Genomic DNA, 18,630 nt, shown 5'->3' with positions numbered 1-18,630 from the left:
ATCGGAGTTAGGAGCCGCACCGCTGCATTGATGATTACCGATTAGCGCCTTTCACTCGGCGGCTCAACGGTTGTGACAGGCTCCAGCATCTATGCGAACGCGCTCGCCTATCAAATCAGCATATTCGCGAGCATCTCGAAATTGGAGGCGGACTGCAGCCTGTCGACAACCTTGAAGGGCAGGCAGCGACACTAAAAGGCTAGTTTCGGCTTATCAGCGCATTACTATTGCTGTTAGTTTATCGAGAGGATTTTTCGAATGAAAGATGATCATGGTGAAACCGTAAAATCACAACAGACGTACACATCGAACCTATCTGGCCGCCGCGATCTCGGATTTATTATTCCGGAGTCCTTTATTCGAGGAATCAGACACATCGGATACAGGGGCAACGTTGAAGCAATAGCCGAGCTTATTGATAACTCGATGCAAGCCTATGCCGAACGTGTAGATCTGGTGTTCGGATACAAAGATTCCGCGAGCAAACCAGCCCAACTGGCTGTCATCGACGACGGCCACGGCATGGGGCCGGACATGGTGCGCTTCGCCATGATGTGGGGGGGCACGCACAGGGAGAACGACCGAGGTGGACTGGGGCGTTTCGGGTACGGGCTTCCATGCTCGACGGTCAGCATGGGGCGTCGCTTCACGGTCTACTCGAAGCTGAGGCGCGGCAGGATCCACGCGGTCACGCTTGATCTCGACATGCTCGATGATGATGGTTACCGCAATGCGCAGGCCGAGACCGCTATGCCGTCTGCCCAACCGGCGATCCTTCCCGGGTTCCTTCGCGAGTCTCTTCGACGCATCCACCCCGGCGGCTGGAAGTCTGGCACAATCGTGCTCGTGGAGAAGCTCGACCGACTGGAATGGACTACAAGAATAGGGTTGCGGCGGAACCTCATGCGCCACTTCGGTGTCGCCTACCATAAGTTGCTCCGCGCCACTGCGCTCCACGTTGACGGGGAACAAGTCCATCCCATTGACCCACTCTTTCTATCGCCCGATGGTGAGTTCCACGCGCTCGATGTCGATCGGGCCCATGCTCTTGATCCAGTCACGTTCAGGATCGAGGGCGGAGGCGCCTCCGGTGGCTTCGGCGAAGTTACACTTCGCTATGCTTGGCTCCCGCCAACGTTCGGCGCCACCGACAAGTCGCGCGACGCGATCGGTATCAACGCCAATGCGCGCTTCCCGATCATCAAGCAGTATCACGGGATCATCTTCAGCAGGAACGGCCGGCTCGTCGACGTAAAGTCGCGCACTCCCTGGACCTCTTTCATCAACAACGACCGGTACATCCGCATCGAGATCGAATTCTCTGCGTCGCTCGACGAGGCATTCGGTGTAACGACCTCGAAGCAGCAGGTGTCTGTTTCGCCAGATATGTGGAACCGCCTCCGCGTAGCCGGCCTCCATAAGGCAATCGAGCATCTTCGAGCCATGGTAAGGATCGCGAAGGCCGAACGTCAAAGCCGGCCAACTGATCGGACGAACACAGGCATCGCGAAACCGAGCACCATACGAGAACCACTTGCCACGGGCGGCGTACGCACCAGGGGGGAATTACTGCGACGACGGCGCCGCGCACTAGGACCAGACGGTCTGGTCGCGGCAATGCGCAGCATCGTTGCCACGGCCGATCCGGCTGCCGCCCTGGACACGCTATTGAGCCACATCGGACAGCGCATGGCCGAGGCAGACACGGCCATCGTAGTGGAATACGAGCGCCTGCTCCGCCAATGGGCAAGACAGACCGCCACCTCGTCGCCGGAGCCGAAAAATCGCCCCGGGAATTTCGTCCACGCAACTCATCGCTTGGCTGCTGGCGTGGCAACCAAGGAATTGGCATTGCTATCAGAGAAGCGGCCAAAGGGGAGCAATCGTGGCACATAACGGCGATGAGCGGTTCAACGGCGGCCCTCGCCCATTCGCGCCATTCCTCGCGCCGAACGAGCGCGAGGAACTACATGAGCTTCTTAGCTTCGCCGGCCCGACTCCGCCGCAATTTGCCGACAGCCTCCGCAACCTAGCCCGAAGTTACATAGACGACGGCGACAGCACCAAACTCAGGGCGGTTTGCCTGCTCGTCGCCGACCTCTTCGAGCAGGGCTGGCGGGTCTCCGTAGAGACTAGCGGTATCCACTTCGAGCCGCCTGGTATACACCGGAGCGGCGATCAGACGGTCGAGGACGTCAAGTTCCGCGTCAGGTCTGCGCTGCAGACGGCTCGTCGCCGTCAGTTGTTAGAACCGTCGGTCGCCGCTTTTATTAGACGAATGGAGCGGCGGACGGTCCGGGCATCCGGTGTGCGCAGTTCCGTCCTCGATCTGGTCGATAACGGCAAACAGTTGGCGGACGAATTAACGGCCGTCGGAAGGCTACCCGAATGCGAGCGAGAGTCCGCACTCGGCCGGGTAGTCGAGCCCGTCGTCGAGATCTGTCAATCTGGTCTTCGGTGCCGCGACACGGGCCTGCCGCTGAACGACATCTGGCGTTACTTTCGCCATACCTGGGCCCACGAATACCGTCCGATCCCGGGACGACAATTGCTTGTCTTGGTCAGGAACGCCGCACGCCCCCAAAGGCCCATTATCGGCATCGCGATGTTGGCTAGCCCAGTGATGCGGGTGACGGTGAGGGACAAATGGATCGGTTGGCTGCGGGAGGCGATGGAGATGAATCTCCGATCCGGCCTCTGGGATACCAGGACCCTAGCCGAGGCCCTCATCGCGCGGCTGGACGCCTCAATCGCGGAGGTGCGCTGGGACGACTTTGTGCGCGCGGACGAACTCGAATCGCCCGTGGAGAACACAATCCTCAGGCTGGAGCAGAAGGCATCCGGTGCGGCTTTCGCTCGCGAATTGGAACTCCGCACTCATTACGAAGCTAGCGTCCAGGAGGGCGACGGAGTTAGGCCGATGCGCGGAGCCGTGAAGGCGGCCAGTGCGGACACCGACTGGCGCGCGGCCTCGGAGGACTTGCTATTCGTGCGAAAGCGCGCCGAACTGCTCGCCCAGTTGCTTTTCGCGAAGCAGATGTTCCGCGCGGCAGAGCTTTACGCTAATCCGGTGAGAGGTCTCGGACAACTTCTTTCCGCCCGAAGCGGACAACGCGCGATCGACATCGTACTCACGGAGTTCCGTAAAGCAGGACTCTCGAGCCGTGTGGCCGACGTGAGCATCTGCGGGGCGATCGCGCCGTACAACGAGTTGCTGGGCGGCAAGCTTGTGGCGCTTCTCCTCGCATCGAAGGAGGTCCGCGACCACTACGCCGACCGGTACGGCGATCAGGTAAGTGTGATCGCGTCTCAGATGGCAGGCCGAGCGGTCTCAAAGCCAGCCGATCTGCGAGTGCTCACGACGACGAGCCTCTATGGCGTGGGCTCCAGCCAGTACAACCGCCTGAAGCTTAGCTCTGCCGAGAACGCTGGCCTCAACCACGATCTGCGATGGGACTCAATTGGCAAAAGCAAGACCGGCGGCTTCGGCACGCTACACCTCGGCGCCGACACCGCTCACGCCTTGCGGCAGATGGCCCAAAGAGTTCACACGTCGCGCCGGGTAAACAACCGCTTTGGCGAGGGCACGAGTCCGCGGCTGCGGCAGATCAGAGAAGGGCTCGACGCACTTGGCATAGACAGCGATGCCATATTGCATCACGCAACCCCGCGCCTCTTCTACGCCTGCGAACTCGGGCCTGCATTCCGGGCATCCCTCATAGGCATGGAGACCGACAACTTCCTTCCGACGAGCGCAGCGATGATCGCTGCTGCCTGGCGTCGGCGTTGGCTCGATGGTCGCGTCCAGCGTGAGGAGACGCTCGTCAAGCTGCGTTCGCTTGGTCCAGCCAGCGTCCAACAAAGTCTGCGTGCCGAGCCCGACGATGATCTGATGTCGAGAATTGATAGCTAGACTTTGCTTCGAGTAAGGTCAATCCATTCGACGAAGTCCTCACGGCGGTCAGCAACCTTCCTGAGTACGTCGCGTAACGGTCCAGGGTTCGCCCCGATGCCAATCACCAGCGTGTCGATAGCTCGCGTCAGCGGGATCATGATCCAGCGGGCGGCATGCCGTGCCGCTGCCTCCTCGCGTGTCTCCAAAAGTGGGTCGTGAGTGTGCTTTTCAGAAAGCCACTGCGAGGCCTTATAGTCCCATAGTTGATCGAGATCGTAGTTGATGGTGGTCCAACCCTCCAGCCCTCGACACGAGTCGTACTGCACGAAGCGAAGCTCGTCGCGGTCGATCGGATAGTGCTCGCGGACGTCGGCCGCTGTTCCGTCCCATACGCGCCCACCATGCTCGACATAGGCCGCAGCAGCTTCGTTTTCGGGGCCCTGCGCCGTCTTAACTACCAAGCCGGGAGGCACGCATGCGAGTAGGTCAACGGGGAAGTTACCTAGTTCGCGAGCCTCCTCCACGAGTGCTGCAATCCGTGCGGGCTCGGCGGCGAGATCGCCCTCGAACACTATTACCCGGCCTCCGGCTGCGTCGACGTTCGGTTCAAGATCCCAATCGTCGAGCCCAAGGCCGGCTGCGACGTCCGCTACGAACGAGGCGATGTTGGCCTTCATCCGTAGACACTTTTTCAGCGGACGAACCTTCGATTCACCCTTCGAAAGACTGGAAGTCCAGTCTGCCACTGAATTCCGCACGTACTGATCGACACCGTCAGAGACCACCAAGCGCTTGGGCCCGTAAACGGCGTTCAGGATGGCTATCTCGTCGCCCGGCCAGTCCTGTCCCTCGTCAACGAACACCAGGTCCCAGTCAAATTGTGTCGCATCCGACCGTATCGTTTCGGCTAGGTCGTCGCCCGTTACCGTCCCGCTGAGGAGATAGTGTAGCAGCGTGGACTTATGAGTTTCGTAGCCGTCGAGGAAGCCCTCACGACAGTCGATGACACCCAGCTTCAACATCAACTGTCGGATAAAGCCGTGCACTGTCTCGATGGCGACGCCGCCGCGCTCGACGCTTCTTGGCACGCCAAGGAGAGACATTGTCCTGCGCATGTCAGCGACAAGCGCCTTGTTGAAGGTGAGGACGAGCGAACGCTGTCCCGATTGGTCGAAAGCCCGATAGGCCATCTGCAGTAGGATCACCGTCTTGCCAACGCCGCCCCGGCCCTTCAGCAGGATTTGACGCTCGCCTAGGTCCTCGAGCCAAGCATCCTGTAATGCGGACTTTGCGATCAAGTCCATCCGGCGGCGATCAAGCGGCGTAGGCGCGATGGTCTCAAACAATGGTGAGTTCGGGGCTAGCAGTCGAGCGAAGGCCTCCTCCGCTCCATAGGATAGAGTAACCTTCCTGTCCTTCTCGCGTATACCGGAAACCTGCCCGAGAACGTTGAGGATTCGCTCAAAGCTTGTATCGCTTGCTATACATACATGTGGGCGCCGGGGAAGATCCCGTTCCTTTAGACCGGTGAAGAGTACCAGATTCTGGACGTGCACATTGTCGAGGCCAAACCGGTCGAGCCACTTTTTGAACTCGAACATTTGGCTCCGATTCTTTTCGGTCACGCACTGCCACGAAGCGTCCCCATTCCGCGTGTACTTGACGAAGGCGGCGGTGTTCTCAAACCGTACTCCTTTCGCGTCGTGCGATTTCACCTCGATGACAAGGGCGAAGTTACGAACTCGTGCCGCCTTGGGCGTGAACGGCTCCCCATCCCGTGGATAGAACTTCCACTCGACGTCGAAGCTACGCGCTTCCGCGAAGAAGCCGATGACGACGAGGTCGAGATCTTCCATCTTCTGCCCGTGCATCTTCAGTCCGACGAAGATGCGCACAACGTCTGCCTTGCTCTGGGCAATATCCGGCCAGAGATCCAGCAGCCTACGCTCAAGACGCTTGGCAGCCTCGTATTCGTCACCCTCGGTGACGCCAGTAATCACGATCATGGACGGTGCCTGGAAGCGTTCGTGGCGATATGGGCCAACGTCATGCGAGTACAGCCTCCTCGACGATCCTCGTCGCGGCCGGCAGATTGCCCCTGACAAGCAATTCGTTGATCGGGATCACGCGCCCTGCATCCCATCGCTCGCGTAGCTCGGCGATCAGTGGGCTCGCCGGGTGGTCCGCCGTAAGCGGACCGGCCACGGCGATGACAAACTGTCTGCCGTCCGGTCGGACGGCGAGTATCGGGACCGCGACCTCGCCCATTCCAGGCACGTTAACCACCGCGTCCGTTTCGTATGTCACGCCGTTATCGGCGTTGCGCTCCAAGTCGAGCATCAGGATCCTGGTCGATGCAGCAACTCGCTCCAGGCTGAACGGCTGAATCCGGTCAGTCAGAAGGAATTTCAGCAGTTCGGCTCCGACATGCCTGTCCAGTTGGCCATGCTCGAACTTGTTCTTGAAGCTACGCAGGCAGCGATAACACGAAGCGTCGCAGTCTTCAGGGCATGTCTCCATGATGGTAAGCGCGCGCCGGAAAAGCTCATCTCCTCGCTCCGCCAGTTGGCGCGAGAAACCCGCGCCACCAGGAAGTGTGTCGTAGAGGAATATCTCAGCCTCCAATCCAGATTTGCCTGCCGGAGTCAGTGCTGGCCGGTATTCGGCCATCAACTCACCGGGCTCAACTCCCAGTAGACCACAGGCTGCTTTGGCGAGCGCCTCGCTGACTGTCCGCAGCGCCACTTCCGTCGGATAGTAGCCGGGCTTTAGCTTCAACGGCGCTTCCACCCGCATAGAGAACAACGCAATGTCCGTGATGAAGTCGGTGCCGAGCACAACGTGCCTCGAAGTGCGGGTACCGGGGCAGGTCGCCTCCTTGTCTGGGAACGGCTTCGGATGCGGAGCAAACATGGACGCAGTGCCTTCGGCCGACGACTCGATGCGGCCGCACAGGGTGCAGTAGTTGTAGCCCTCTTGTTTTGGGCCGGTATTAGACACCAATAGGTGCTCTCGGTTTGGCATCACGCGGATACGGTCATTCACCCACGTCCATTTGCTGTCGTCCGCCGGCGTCGGCATCACTAGCTTGGCCCGAGTAGCGTAGCTGGTCTCCGGCATGTCGTCAGGGGATGTGACCACCTCTTGATCGACCCGATGTGCGAAGCCGGGAGGGCGGAGCCAGTAGCGAGTCGGGCCGAAGCTGTCCTCGCATCCGCAGGCGCGGCAGTCCGTAACGACGTCGCGACCGAGCCCGGCGTCTATCTTGACGGTCTCGGCGAAGCTGCACTCACTGCACTCCCGATACAACCTCCGCTTCTGCCAAGCGCCGAAGCGATCCTCCGCCATCGGCGAGTAGATCGCCCCGGAGGTGTAGCACTTACCTGAAATCCACACCTGTTTGCCTGGGGCATACTGCGACAGTGCTACCGGCAGTCCTTGCGACGGCGCAAAGCGCATAACGGGCCTGTAGGGAGTCGATCGCTCAATATCGAAGACATTGAACGTAGCCACATCGGTCGGGAACGCGTAGCGCGGCAGGACACCCTCATAGAGAAGGCGGTCGAGCAGCGTTCCGGTGAGCGCCCTCTCAGGAGGAACCTCCTCGCCCACCTCCTCTGGCAGTTCATTCCCCCTGTTCTCAGCCCCGCCGTCATCCTCCTCGGCAGAGCGTCTGCCGGCGGGATCGTTCGCAATCGCCTGCTCAACTGCGGAGATACAATCGGAAATCATTTCATCGAGCAGGTTATCCCGAATGCGCCCAATCAATTCATGAGGTATCCACGATGCTACGCGGCCCCGGAGGCCCCTCTCATTCTCAATAAGCCAAGCCTTGAAGTCTTGGACGTTGAGCGGTGCGGTGGTCGTCTTGAATTCTTGGACCGATCCTAGGACCGAGAAGAGGTCCGGATTTGCATTAGGATCGAACACCGGAAGGCGGACCTGGTGATACGCTTGGAGCAGGTACGCACGGATGTGCCGCTTTACGATGTCCGGGTTGTCGAGCGTGAGTTTCGGGTCGATTACCTTGCCGGAGATCATCTCCTTGGGCTCGCTGAAGTAGTGCTCGTCGTGACTGTCGGCGCTGCCGAATGCCACTACGGTCGCGACCGCATTTCCGCGTCGGCCTGCCCGGCCGGCCCGCTGCTGGTAGTTCGCGCGTCCCGGCGGCATGTTTCGCAGTGCCACACCGGACAGCGCGCCGATGTCAATGCCGACCTCCATCGTGGTCGTGCTCGAGAGCACATCGATTGCTGCTGTCTGTCGGCCGCTCGAACCCCAATTGAGCTCGACGTCCTGAAACAGGAGTTCGTTCTCCTCTGCTTTAGAGAAGACGTCGTCACTCTGTGGCGCATTGAGTTGAGCGGTGTGCTCCGCCGCGATTAGGGCTATCGGCACTTCTGGAGGCGTGGCTAAAGCACCCAGCGCCGGCGACCGGTAGTAGCCCTTGCGAGCCGAGAAGACGCTGTCCTGGGTGGGATCAAGCGCGACGACTTCATCACTTCCGCAATCAAGGCAGTGCGGAATGGTCCGTACGGGGCGATGCACTGACTTGCAACTGGCGCACCGCTTCCATTCTCCCACCAACTGAAGCGAGAGGTTCTGACCTGAGAGCCGGCGGTTGCCGGCATCCATGTCCTGCGTGAAAATATCGAGCAGCGGCCGCGTCCAGCCTTGCCTGAAGGCCTTCCGCGCAGCCGGATTCTTGAGCACCACGTCCATGGCTGCGAAGGCGCCCTTGCGCGAACCGACGCTAGTTCCCCGTTCCTTAGGCCGCTTGTACCAAGCAATCGGCATCGTGTTGAGCCAAAAACCAACCGGACGCCAGCAGCGCAACCAGGCTCTGGCCAGAGCCACCTTATCCTCCTCGGTTTCCGCGATGCCAGTAATCGGTGGTAGCTTGTGAATGTCCTTCGTATTGCTCACGCGCTCTCGGATTGAGGCGAGCGCAAGCGCCTCAAGGCCCAGATACTTATCCTGGACTGTCTTCACTATATCATCGAGGAGAGCGGCGGGAGGCACCTGGCCCTTCGCCTCCATCCAGAGCATTGTCAGACTGTTGTCATCGGTGAGTGCTCCCTCCGCAATCGCCTTCGCCACTAGGTCCTCGACGGCTGAGAAGTTCTCGCCGGACTTCCTCTCTGGGCGCAGACGGACGCCGAGACTCTGCGACGCAAGCAGCACGGCGAGGTACAATTCATCGAGGCTCAACATCTGCTGAAGCACTGGCGGCTTCCCCAGGCGGTCGAACCCCCAGACAATGAGCGGGCGGAGCGCGTCCCTTACCGAGTACATTTGCAGGTTTGGCGCCAGCCGCGCAGCCACCTGTCGTGAGTCCGAGAACACGAGTACCTTTCGGCCGCGGAGGGGAGCAAATCGCGACGCGGCCTGCTTGCCGGGCGGCTGGACCGAAAGCTGCCTCGATACCAGCGCCTGGAAGGGCTGATCGCCCTTGGTCTGGTGATTCTGCACAGTCGTGCGACCCCTGGCCGTCTGCCGGCAGACTCCGCAGGGGACGAATTGGCCGCGCCTCTCCGCGTTGGTGTCGGTCTCGCCGTCGTCATCGACTGCCGGCGTTAGCCGGTCCTTTCTGATATACACGGTGCGGGTGCGTTGCCCCGCAGCTAAGCGCCCGGTATCCAGATCGTATTCCGCCATTTCTGCGATGTCGTGATGCCGGGGCTCTTCGAGCAGTAGGTCGAGGTCAAGCAGCGGTACGGTCTCGCCGCCCGGCATGTGCAGTCTCCGACCAGGCTCCGACCAGAGTGCATCCGGGCAGTCGAGATCGTCTGAATAGGCCCTCGCGTACGCCGAACCGCAGTTGCGGCACGTGAAGAACTCTAGGACCCGCGAGCCGCAGCCGCAGGTCTCGTGTGGTTGGCTAAACATCTTCCCACTGATGCCGTTACGCTCCTCCTCGGCGAGTTCGACGCAGTCGGGATCCATGCAAACCCACAATCCCGGAAGACCGCGGTAAAAATTGTGGATTCGGCACGGGAGGGGACCAGCGGCGTCCGGCTGTTCGCGTGCCACGCTGCCCAGAGTGAGGAGGGTAGTCACGGCCTGATCCGCGATCTCGGGCGAGTCCGGAAACAGTTTGGCGCCGAGGCCGACGACCGGCTGCGCCGACCCCATCGTTGTGTTTACCAGACGACCGAGTGGCCCGAAGTCCTTCAACGCCTGGAACAGGTCCCGCTCAACGCCAGACCCGGCCGTCACGCCGCGATGCTTGAGGAACGGGGCGATCGAAGCCGTTCGATCGGCTTCCTCCGACGAATAGAAAAGCTTAAGATCTAGGTCGGCAAGGACTTCGGCGTCGGTCGTCGTTCCGACTGCCGCATGCGGGCGCAGATCGAGATCGCCCGTGACTGCTACGAAGCTTTCTGCTGGGATGCCGGAGAGTTGCGCGCCGAACTGAGCGGCGTATTCTCGGTCATTGAAGCTCGCTGTAGCACAGACAATTTGGAAGCGCTCCGCGGGCACATCGAGCCTGTCTCGCAGCCGACGTAGAAGCAGACCGACCTCCGCACCGGCTGCGCCGCGGTAGAGGTGGGCCTCGTCAAGCACCACCATCATCTTTTCTGCGGGATTGGCCGCCAGCCAATTGCGGGTGTTGTCAAAGATCGAACGCTCGATCGGCCTCATCATCATGTACTCGAGCATCGAGTAGTTGGTGACCAGCAAATCCGGGCAGGATGCCTGTACCTCGTGGCGAGTGATGAGTTCCGAATCCTCAGGCAAGGTCACTGCGCGAAGGAAAGTTTCTGTTTTGGGATTGTACCAGCGAGAGTTCTTTGTACCGAACCACTTGTCCAAATCGGGTTTCGCGGGCCACTTGCCGCGATCTTTCAACTGCGACCGTAGATGAGCGGCAGCCTCCTGCTCCTCGGACTTGTGTCCCTCCGCCTGACGTTCGATCTCGACGTAGAAGCTCTCGAAGGAAGAGAGCTTCCTCCCGTCCTTCTTGCCAGAGCGCACGCCGGCGTACGGCGTACGGCTCGTATAACGCGCGAAGCGCGGCGGACGTCCCGCCCAATCCGTGAACTGCGTCACCAGATCCGGATCGCCGAAGATAGCCCGCAGACGTCCGAGTTGATCGTTCACGAGGGCGTTCATGGGATAGAGAAGAAGCGCTCGCATGGCCGGCTGTCCGCCGAAGGAAGCCGGTCGTTCGGCCGCCTCCCGGGCGAACTTGCCTAGTATGGGTAGAAGGAAGGACTCGGTCTTTCCTGAACCCGTTCCGGTCATGATGACGAGGTTTTTTCCCTCGATCAGTGCGTGCTGGACCGCGTCCCCTTGATGCCTGTACGGAGGGTCAAAAATCAGTCGCGGACGATCCTTCCGGGTGCCCGACAGCTTCTCGTAAATGGCCCTCGCAGCGGCCGGCAGTCCATCCATATCTTTGAACAGTCGGCCAACCTGATATTTTGGGGTCGATTCGAGGAATGGTTCCTGATGAGTTACGCCTATCCGCTCTAGAAGCTTCCGACGTTGGGTAATAAGTGCAGGATCGCCGATGTGGTACGTGGCTTCAATGTACTCTTTAAGTGACGAATGGAGGTGGTCGATCGTCTCCTGGATCGTTCTCGCCATCCTAGGTTCTCCTCCTCATTCCGCCGCTCGCGACAGGTACAATAATTGACTCAAAAATCGCTCCTTCGCGGCGACCTCGCGAGCCGGCACAAGGAAGGACATCAGGCATCCAGCAGTATCGACCTCCTCTCCGACCAGTGTCAGGCGACGACGGGCCCAATTTGGAATTGGTGAGAAGAAGTCGAATCTTGCACCATCTTCGGCGGCCCTCAGCCTGTACTCCTGGGGCCGTCCTGCGAGCGAATCGATGGCCATCTGTATGCGCCAAGCCACATCGCAGCCGCGCCAGCGCTCGCCGTGGAGGGGTAAATCGAGCAACTTCAGGGGCACGCCGTCACGGAGTTGAGCGTAGCCCCAAAGGTTGGCGCCGAAGGTTTGTGGCCTTCTTACGACGAACTGTCCCGTGAGCGCTTCTGGTCCGGTCCAGCGTGCCCGATAACTGCGGGTTTTCCGGCTCCAATTCAGGACGCTAAGGTCAGGAATGTCGCCGGACGAGCGCTGAGCCGCCAACTTTGTGTCGTAGGCAGCAACCAGAGCGGTTGCGTTCACCGCCCTTGGGCATCTGATCCATGCCGTGTTTGACAGTTCCCGTAGTCCGAGACCGCGTAGCGCTGCGGCGAGGTCCTCGCCAGGTGACGGATCGATCGATCTAATTGTTCGACGAAGCGACATGCGCGAGCGCATCTCGATCGGCAGGGGTGTTTGCTCATCCGCGGATAGCCCGAGAATAAAGACGCTACCGCTCTCCCGGGCAACGAAGGCCGGGGGAGCCGCGACGAGCCATGTACTTTTGGTCGCGTCACCCTCCAGCGCTATGTCAGCGAGTTCAAGCAGATCCCCGGCGAAGACGAGGGTCTCGATTATGGTCTCGACGCGTTCGGAGAAGGCAGCGGCATCGGAGACTAGCCCGAGATGGCTCTCAACCATGGCCCTCAAAACCGTTTTCGGCGAACAGGGGCACAGGAAACCGGCGAGTCTGCGAAGGGCAGCGGCGAGGTAAGATTCGTCCAGAAGACCCGCGTCGCCCGGCGCAATGCCGAACGAAGCACAGGCGTTCTCGATCACTGCATCCGAGGTGATTACCTCGATCATGCGACACCTGCTGCAGGGAACACCTGCTGACTAGAAGCGACCTGCCCGCCTAGTAGTTGAAGTATGCGAGCACCAGCGACGAGTGCCGGGTAATCCCACAGGAGCGCGATCAGCGATCGCAGATCCGCGTCTGACGGGCGCAGCGCCTGATCCAAAACGCTAGCGAGGTCGAGCGCTCGTTTGGAAGGCGCGGATGGCGCAACCTTGTATCGTTGCGCCAAAGCAGCGAATTCGCGCTTCCGGACCTGGTCGGGCATCCTGGCGAACTTGGTGGCATCGCGCGCAAGTACTAGAGCGAATACTCGCTTGTCGCCGAAGCACCGGAGCAGGCCTTCGACGCCTGCTTGAGTAGATAACCCGAGTTCAAGGCGACTTTCAGCACGCTCCCAATTTGCCCCGCACAAGATACTGTATAGTCTTTCCTTCAATCGGCGGACGACGCGCTCTCGACGCTCTGACGCCAACACGCCCGCGAGGCGCGAATCTGACCAAGCGACAACCGATTTCAGAACGGCGAGCGCCTGGTCTTGAGTTCTCACAATTTTCTCAAATTTTGGCTCAACGATGAGCCCGCCGAAGCCGCCATCTACCTTCCGCATGCTCACGACGAGCGCTTCGCGCCGGTCAGCGTAATTGGCGACGACGAGCCCTCCCGGAGGCTGCGGCTCGATCCCGCCGGCCACCTCGTCGGGTGGGAGCACCACAGTTTGAAGCGGCGTAGCGAAGGAGTGGAAGGTAACCTCTAACGGTGCATCCGCGTCTTGGTCATCGACCAGCCGAAGAAGTGTTGATTTCGATGTCGTGCGCCAGACCCATCGTACCGGCGAGAGGTTCCGATGAAGCGGAATGTGGACAATCCCGAGTTCCTCGCCGTCCACGATGATGCGCCCTGAACTCGCTTCGAGGTAACTCCACGGATCCTTCTCGCGCCGGGCAAACCCAGCGAACATGTTGCGCCAAGAGCCGGGTCCGAGCGGCAACGTGAGTTGCCCGACCTGCTCTAGGGCAAGCCGGCTGCCCGAACCACTAAGCAGTTCCACGCACACATTCACATGGCGTCCGGCCGGGCCGAGAACGTTTAACTGGGTGAGCCCCTCCCAAAATTCATCGAGCGTCGGTTCGGGAGGTTCCGATCCTACGATCAAGCCATTGTGTTCGATGGTGCCGCTGATCCATGGGTTTGGTGGTCGGACGGACAACGAGATCACGCCCTCCGCGGGTCGCGATACGGCGCCTGAACCCAAATTTCGGATCACGCTGACCGACAGGACGTGGTTTCCAGGCGGAAGTGGTTGCAGCCGGATAAAGGTCGCGATCCCAGGCGGCTTTGCCTTCACCCTTGTTGTTGGACCGGCGCCAAGGCTCAATTCATATTCAGCAACGGGATGATCGTGCTCAACCGCGAAACAGGGGCGCTCGCTCTCAAGCCACTCCGTGGTGCCCTCCCCATCCCAGCCCCGAGCGGCCAGGCCGACCGGCCAGATCCGAATCGTTTGGGCAACCGACAATCCCACCTTCTTCAGTTCGTCGATTTGCCCCTCTGTCAGCACGGCAGGCACGTCAATCTGGACCGCCTTGACCCCACCACAGAGGATCCTCGTGGGTGCGCCCATGGACAGTACTGGAAGTTCCCCCTGAGTGACGAAGATGTACGACCGGTTCGGCCGGACCAATCTTCCGAGTACTTCTACCGCTTGCCCGTCCGAGCCGCGGCGGAATATCCACGTCGGGCCCGGCGAGATGCGGCCCTCGCTGGACAGCAGATGCTCCAACGCGGCGTTCGGGGCCTGGAAGGAAAGCACTGGCTTTCCCGTCGCTGGCCAGGTTGTCAGAGTGCGACGCTGTGCACCGATCAGAAGCCAACCCGGCGGCCGGAGGCCGGTCGAACCCGCCACTGAACACCTTGTTCGGCGCAGGAACGTCGCAAGTTCATGGTTCAGGTAAGCAACCTCGCGGAAGCTCGGAACCTCCAAGATGGGTGTCCATTCGTCCTGGCCCGTCCGCCTCAATATCAACGAGGGGCGTATAGATGGCTTACGCTCCTTCGCCGGAGAGTCGAGTTGGTCACGATTGTGAGACTCGGTGCCCCCTCGGGGTGCGGTTCCCCGAAGCGTGGCGATCTCGACAGCCTTCCGGGTGTCGTGCAGCCACTGTCGCGCGCTCCTGACCTTCTCAAGATCGCTGGCGATCCTCGCCAGCGTGTCAGGACGGATGGCGCTCCCGTTATCGACTGATTGATAATCTAGGAGTGCAAGGATAATCCGTCCGACCAGTTCTTCCTGCTCGACAAAATTCTCGAACCGCGAGCTTCCCCCGTGCGCCATCCTCGCAACGTAACCTCCGATCTCAGCAGGAGGTCGATCGAGGCGCGACACGATTTGATACCGCAGGTTGTAGAGCGCGTAAGCCAACTGCTCTTGGAGATCCTTCGGAAGCAGAGCATGTGTAATTGGCCACGCGATAATCGAAAAATTTTTGGCCCATGAACCCTCTGGGCTAAGGCCGCCGTACATCGTGCAGAATTTCTCAAACCACGTTCGCAGACTCGGTCGCCACCTCCGATCCCACAACGGCATCTTGCTTTCGAATGTATACCAATACTCTTCGCCTTCGTAGTTATATCCTTGTTCCGTCGCGTAAACGACCCAGAGCAGCCAATGCACCCCAAGCCTGCCGCCAGAGATTAATTGAGTCTTGAGGAGCGCCACCAGCGAGGACAACTCGCTCGCATTGAGGCCGTGTTCAAGGGCGAATACCGGCAGTCCCTGCTTGGAACGCGCCTCTCGAAGGGCCGCGAAGTGCTCTTCGAGACGCACCTGCATTGCGTCGATTTCGCTGCTCACGGGTAATCGGCCCACCGACCCCAATCCACCGCGGCTTCCTCCAGCGCTCGAGGGAGCCTCGTTGAAGCTCACATCGACAACCCTTGGTTTTGTTGGCTACCATCGAAGAATGCGGTGCGCTAGGCAACTGCTAAGCTCATTCGATTTGACGGTTCTCACAGACAGTGTGGCCTTAGCTGAAACCGTTCAGCACGTCCGCTTGGCGGTCGTGGCCGACTATCGCTCCGAGAGCGTTGACTCACCTGAATGGCGCGAAAGCGACCCAGTAAGGCGAGCCGTGCGAAGCCCGAGGGCTCTGACTTTCTTGTAACCGCGCGGTAACCGCGGCCTAGGAGCCGCTCCCGTAAGTCGCCCCAGACGACCAAAAATTCACTTTGCCTCTAGGTAGAGACGACCTGGCGACCCCGGTAGGGCTCGAACCTACGACCTGCCGCTTAGAAGGCGGCTGCTCTATCCAGCTGAGCTACGGAGTCGGGGCCAGGCGGCCCCAGAAGCCACGGGCTCGCCCGAGGGTCAAGCGCGCGGGGCGAGGACCGGCGCGGCGTCCCGGATCGGGCCGAGGATGGAGAGACTGCCCCGCGGCGATGCGCCGGACGCGCCTTAGCGATCCGGCGCCGGGAGCGGGCCGGGGTTGCGCGCCGCCGCGGATCCGGTCAGGCCGGAGCGCGGTTCATGCCGGGGCGCCGCGCCCCCGTCGGGAGACCGAGCTTGACCGCGCCGAGTCCCACAGCCTCGCCCTCCGGACATGTCCGGCGCCGCCGCCTCGCCGCCGGCCGGGGCAGCCTGAGCCGGCCGGGCGGCGATCTGCGGCGCCTGCCCACGGGCCTCGACCTCCGGAACGTGCGGCTCGTGGAGGGCGTGCGCGCCGCCTTCGCGTTCGGCGTCGTCATCCTCCTCAACATCTGGATCCAGTGGTCGCCGCTGCTGACCATGGCGCTCGCCGCCAACCTCGCCTGCTTCTGCGACAACGGCGGCCCGATGCGGGCGCGCCTGCGCGTCCTCACCGCCTTCTCGTTCCTCGGCGGCCTGCTCTGGGCCGGCCTCGGCCTGATCCAGCCCCTCGGCCTGCCGGTGGTCGTCCCGGTCGCCTGCGCGCTGATCTTCGCCTGCTCGTACGCGCGCGTCTGGAGCGTGCAGGCCCAGTCGGCCGGCAACGTGCTCGTGGTGGTGCTGTGCATCGCTCTCGACCGGCCGCTCGACGTCGCGCAGGCGGCCGTCACCGCGGCGATGTTCGCGGCCGGCGGTCTCTGGGCGACCTTCCTGGCCCTGGTCATCTGGCGGCTGCACCCGTACCGACCGGCCCACCGGGCGGTGGCGGAGGTCTGGCACAATCTCGCCCGGCTCTGCGGCGACCTCGAGCGGCTCGTCGCCCTGCCGGAGCCCGACACGGCCGCCTTCGACGGCCACGCGCGGGGCCACCGCCGCGGCGTGCGGGCGAGCATCGAGACCGCGCGGACCATGATCCTCGACCTCGCCCGCTCCCGCGAGCGGGTCTCGGACCGCACCGCCCAGGCCCTGCTGCGCCTGGAGAGCGCCGAGCAGATCTTCGCCGCGCTGATCGCCGTGGGCGAGTTGATCGACAGCCGGCCCGACGCGCGCCGCCGGGCGCTCGCCAAGGTCTTCCTGCGGCGCCTGCGCCCCCTGCTGGTGACCATCGCCCGGGCGATCCGCGACGACGTCAACCTCGACCTCGGCCGCCTGGAGCACTCCATCGTCCGGGTGGCCGACGGCCTGTCGGAGGACCCGACCCTGGCCCGTCTCGCCGACCGGATCGCCGGGCGCGTGCGGCTCGGCGCCAAGCTGTCGACGCCGGAGGGCTACCGGCCCGGTGGCACGATCACGGAGGGCGGCAGCCTCGACCGCTGGACCCGCTACGTCGGGCCGCTGGCGCAGAACTTCACCCTGGCCTCGCCCAACCTGCGGCACGCCCTGCGGGCGAGCGCGGTCGCGGCGCCGGCGCTCGCCGCCACCCTGACCTACGCGGGCGCCTTCACGCACTGGCTGGTGATGACCGTGGTGCTCACCATGCAGCCCTTCTACGCGGCGACGTGGCAGCGGGCCCTGGAGCGGATCGGCGGCACGGTGCTGGGCGGCCTCGTGGGGGCCGTGCTCGCCTACTACGCCACGAGCCCGCTGGCGGAGGCCGGGCTCATCCTCGTGCTCAGCATCGTCGGCTTCGCGGCGCGCCAGATCTCGTACGGGTTCTTCGTCACCTGCCTGACGCCCCTCGTGGTGCTGCTCGTCGAGTTGCTGGAGCCCGGCCACAGCTCCTGGGAGATCGTCGCCATGCGGGGCGGCTTCACGGTGCTGGGCGGCGTGATCGCGGTGGCGAGCTGCCTGGTGCTCTGGCCGATCTGGGAGCCCGATCAGGTCCGGCAGGAGCTGCGCCGAGCGCTGAAGGCCCAGGCCGGGCTCGCCGAGGCGGTGCTCCGCGCGCCGCCCGGCGAGGGCCGCGAGGCCGCGATCGCGGCGCAGAGCCGCGAGGCCGGACTCGCCCTCAACGATCTGGAGGCGGCGCTGTCCCGCGCCCTGCAGCAGCCCCGGGCCGGCAGCCACCCGGAGGTGGAATCCGCCCTGGTGGCCGACGCGACTCTGCGCCGGATCAGCGCCCGGCTGATCGTCCTGCGGCACGCCCCGGAGGCGGCCGCCCCCGAGGCGGAGCCCTGGCGGGCCTGGATCACCGCGACCCTGGCGGCCCTGGGCGCGGACAGGCCCGTGCCCGAGCGGCCGGCGCTGGATCGCGGACAGTCGCTCGTGCGCCTCGTCAGCCAGGTCGATCTTCTGGTGGGAACCCTGCGGCCCGGGGAGATCCGGGCCGCGACGGTTGCGGATGGCGGAGCCCCGGCTTCGAGCAACGGGACCGCGGCGCGGGCCGGTCAGCCCGTCCTGCCGTCCTGACGGACGGCCCCCCGTCAGAACCGCGGCAGGGCGTTGGCCGGGCCGCCGGCATGCGGGCCGCTGTAGCGGTAGGCGGCCGGCCGGGCCGGGCCGGCGGCGTCCCGGTACAGGACGGGGGCGTTGCCGACCCAGCCCGAATAGGCCGAGGCCGGGTAGGGCGAGTGCTTCGAGTCCAGGCCCTGCGCGAGGGCGGGCGTGGCGACCGCGGCGACCAGGGCGGCGGCAGCGAGCATGCGAACGGTCATGATGATCTCCGAGTGTCTTCGTATGACTTCAGCGGGAAGTCATCCGGTCAACCGTGTCGAGTGA

General features: G+C 62.5%; 8 protein-coding genes and 1 tRNA gene. 3 read left to right on the top strand and 6 right to left on the bottom strand.

Annotated elements, in window-relative coordinates; translation table 11 throughout:
- The first annotated feature begins 258 nt into the window (after positions 1–258).
- Both ABIC30_RS28370 and ABIC30_RS28365 read left to right on the top strand, forming a co-directional pair.
- Positions 259–1,896 carry an ATP-binding protein gene (locus ABIC30_RS28370; protein ID WP_354456472.1) on the top strand — a complete coding sequence of 546 codons (1,638 nt, stop codon included), beginning with the start codon at positions 259–261 and terminating at the stop codon, positions 1,894–1,896.
- Positions 1,886–3,913 (top strand): Druantia anti-phage system protein DruA, encoded by a 2,028-nt coding sequence (locus ABIC30_RS28365; protein ID WP_354456471.1) that lies wholly within the window; start codon positions 1,886–1,888, stop codon positions 3,911–3,913. Before ABIC30_RS28370 ends, ABIC30_RS28365 begins: the two co-directional genes overlap by 11 nt.
- Here ABIC30_RS28365 and ABIC30_RS28360 read toward each other — a convergent pair.
- The 5 genes from ABIC30_RS28360 to ABIC30_RS28340 all read right to left on the bottom strand — a co-directional run bounded on the left by ABIC30_RS28360 (position 3,910) and on the right by ABIC30_RS28340 (position 15,896).
- Positions 3,910–5,901: a DEAD/DEAH box helicase family protein gene (locus ABIC30_RS28360; protein ID WP_354456470.1), complete on the bottom strand. Its 1,992-nt coding sequence runs from the start codon at positions 5,899–5,901 to the stop codon at positions 3,910–3,912. The two genes, ABIC30_RS28365 and ABIC30_RS28360, sit on opposite strands and share 4 nt — an antisense overlap.
- Positions 5,902–5,941: 40 nt before the next feature.
- On the bottom strand, positions 5,942–11,488 hold the full coding sequence (locus tag ABIC30_RS28355; protein ID WP_354456469.1) for a DEAD/DEAH box helicase family protein: 5,547 nt from the start codon (positions 11,486–11,488) through the stop codon (positions 5,942–5,944).
- A gap of 15 nt (positions 11,489–11,503) precedes the next feature.
- Positions 11,504–12,580: a Druantia-type antiviral defence protein DruD gene (druD, locus tag ABIC30_RS28350; RefSeq protein WP_354456468.1), complete on the bottom strand. Its 1,077-nt coding sequence runs from the start codon at positions 12,578–12,580 to the stop codon at positions 11,504–11,506.
- A complete protein-coding gene (locus tag ABIC30_RS28345; RefSeq protein WP_354456467.1) occupies positions 12,577–15,423 on the bottom strand; it encodes a hypothetical protein in 2,847 nt (948 codons plus the stop codon). The genes druD and ABIC30_RS28345 overlap by 4 nt, the downstream gene beginning before the upstream one ends.
- A gap of 396 nt (positions 15,424–15,819) precedes the next feature.
- Positions 15,820–15,896 (bottom strand) — tRNA-Arg (locus ABIC30_RS28340).
- Positions 15,897–16,095: 199 nt separating this feature from the next.
- Between ABIC30_RS28340 and ABIC30_RS28335 the strand changes: the two genes are divergently transcribed.
- Positions 16,096–18,321, top strand: a complete 2,226-nt coding sequence (locus ABIC30_RS28335) for an FUSC family protein (RefSeq protein WP_042672812.1) — start codon at positions 16,096–16,098, stop codon at positions 18,319–18,321.
- Between the two features lie 14 nt (positions 18,322–18,335).
- Here the strand turns inward: ABIC30_RS28335 and ABIC30_RS28330 are convergent, their stop codons facing one another.
- A complete protein-coding gene (locus ABIC30_RS28330; RefSeq protein ID WP_020094261.1) occupies positions 18,336–18,566 on the bottom strand; it encodes a hypothetical protein in 231 nt (76 codons plus the stop codon).
- Positions 18,567–18,630 lie beyond the last annotated feature (64 nt).

Origin of the sequence: Methylobacterium sp. 1030 (assembly GCF_040544715.1) — a bacterium.
Taxonomy (GTDB): domain Bacteria; phylum Pseudomonadota; class Alphaproteobacteria; order Rhizobiales; family Beijerinckiaceae; genus Methylobacterium.
Note: the sequence above shows the minus strand (reverse complement) of the source record. Positions and strands in the feature narration are given on the sequence as shown.

Bases quoted from the DNA above. Each gene is read 5' to 3' on its own strand.
- ABIC30_RS28370 (WP_354456472.1), top strand. From the start codon at position 259: ATGAAAGATGATCATGGTGAAACCGTAAAATCACAACAGACGTACACA.
- ABIC30_RS28360 (WP_354456470.1), bottom strand. From the start codon at position 5,901: ATGATCGTGATTACTGGCGTCACCGAGGGTGACGAATACGAGGCTGCC.
- ABIC30_RS28355 (WP_354456469.1), bottom strand. From the start codon at position 11,488: ATGGCGAGAACGATCCAGGAGACGATCGACCACCTCCATTCGTCACTT.
- druD (WP_354456468.1), bottom strand. From the start codon at position 12,580: ATGATCGAGGTAATCACCTCGGATGCAGTGATCGAGAACGCCTGTGCT.
- ABIC30_RS28335 (WP_042672812.1), top strand. From the start codon at position 16,096: ATGCCGGGGCGCCGCGCCCCCGTCGGGAGACCGAGCTTGACCGCGCCG.
- ABIC30_RS28330 (WP_020094261.1), bottom strand. From the start codon at position 18,566: ATGACCGTTCGCATGCTCGCTGCCGCCGCCCTGGTCGCCGCGGTCGCC.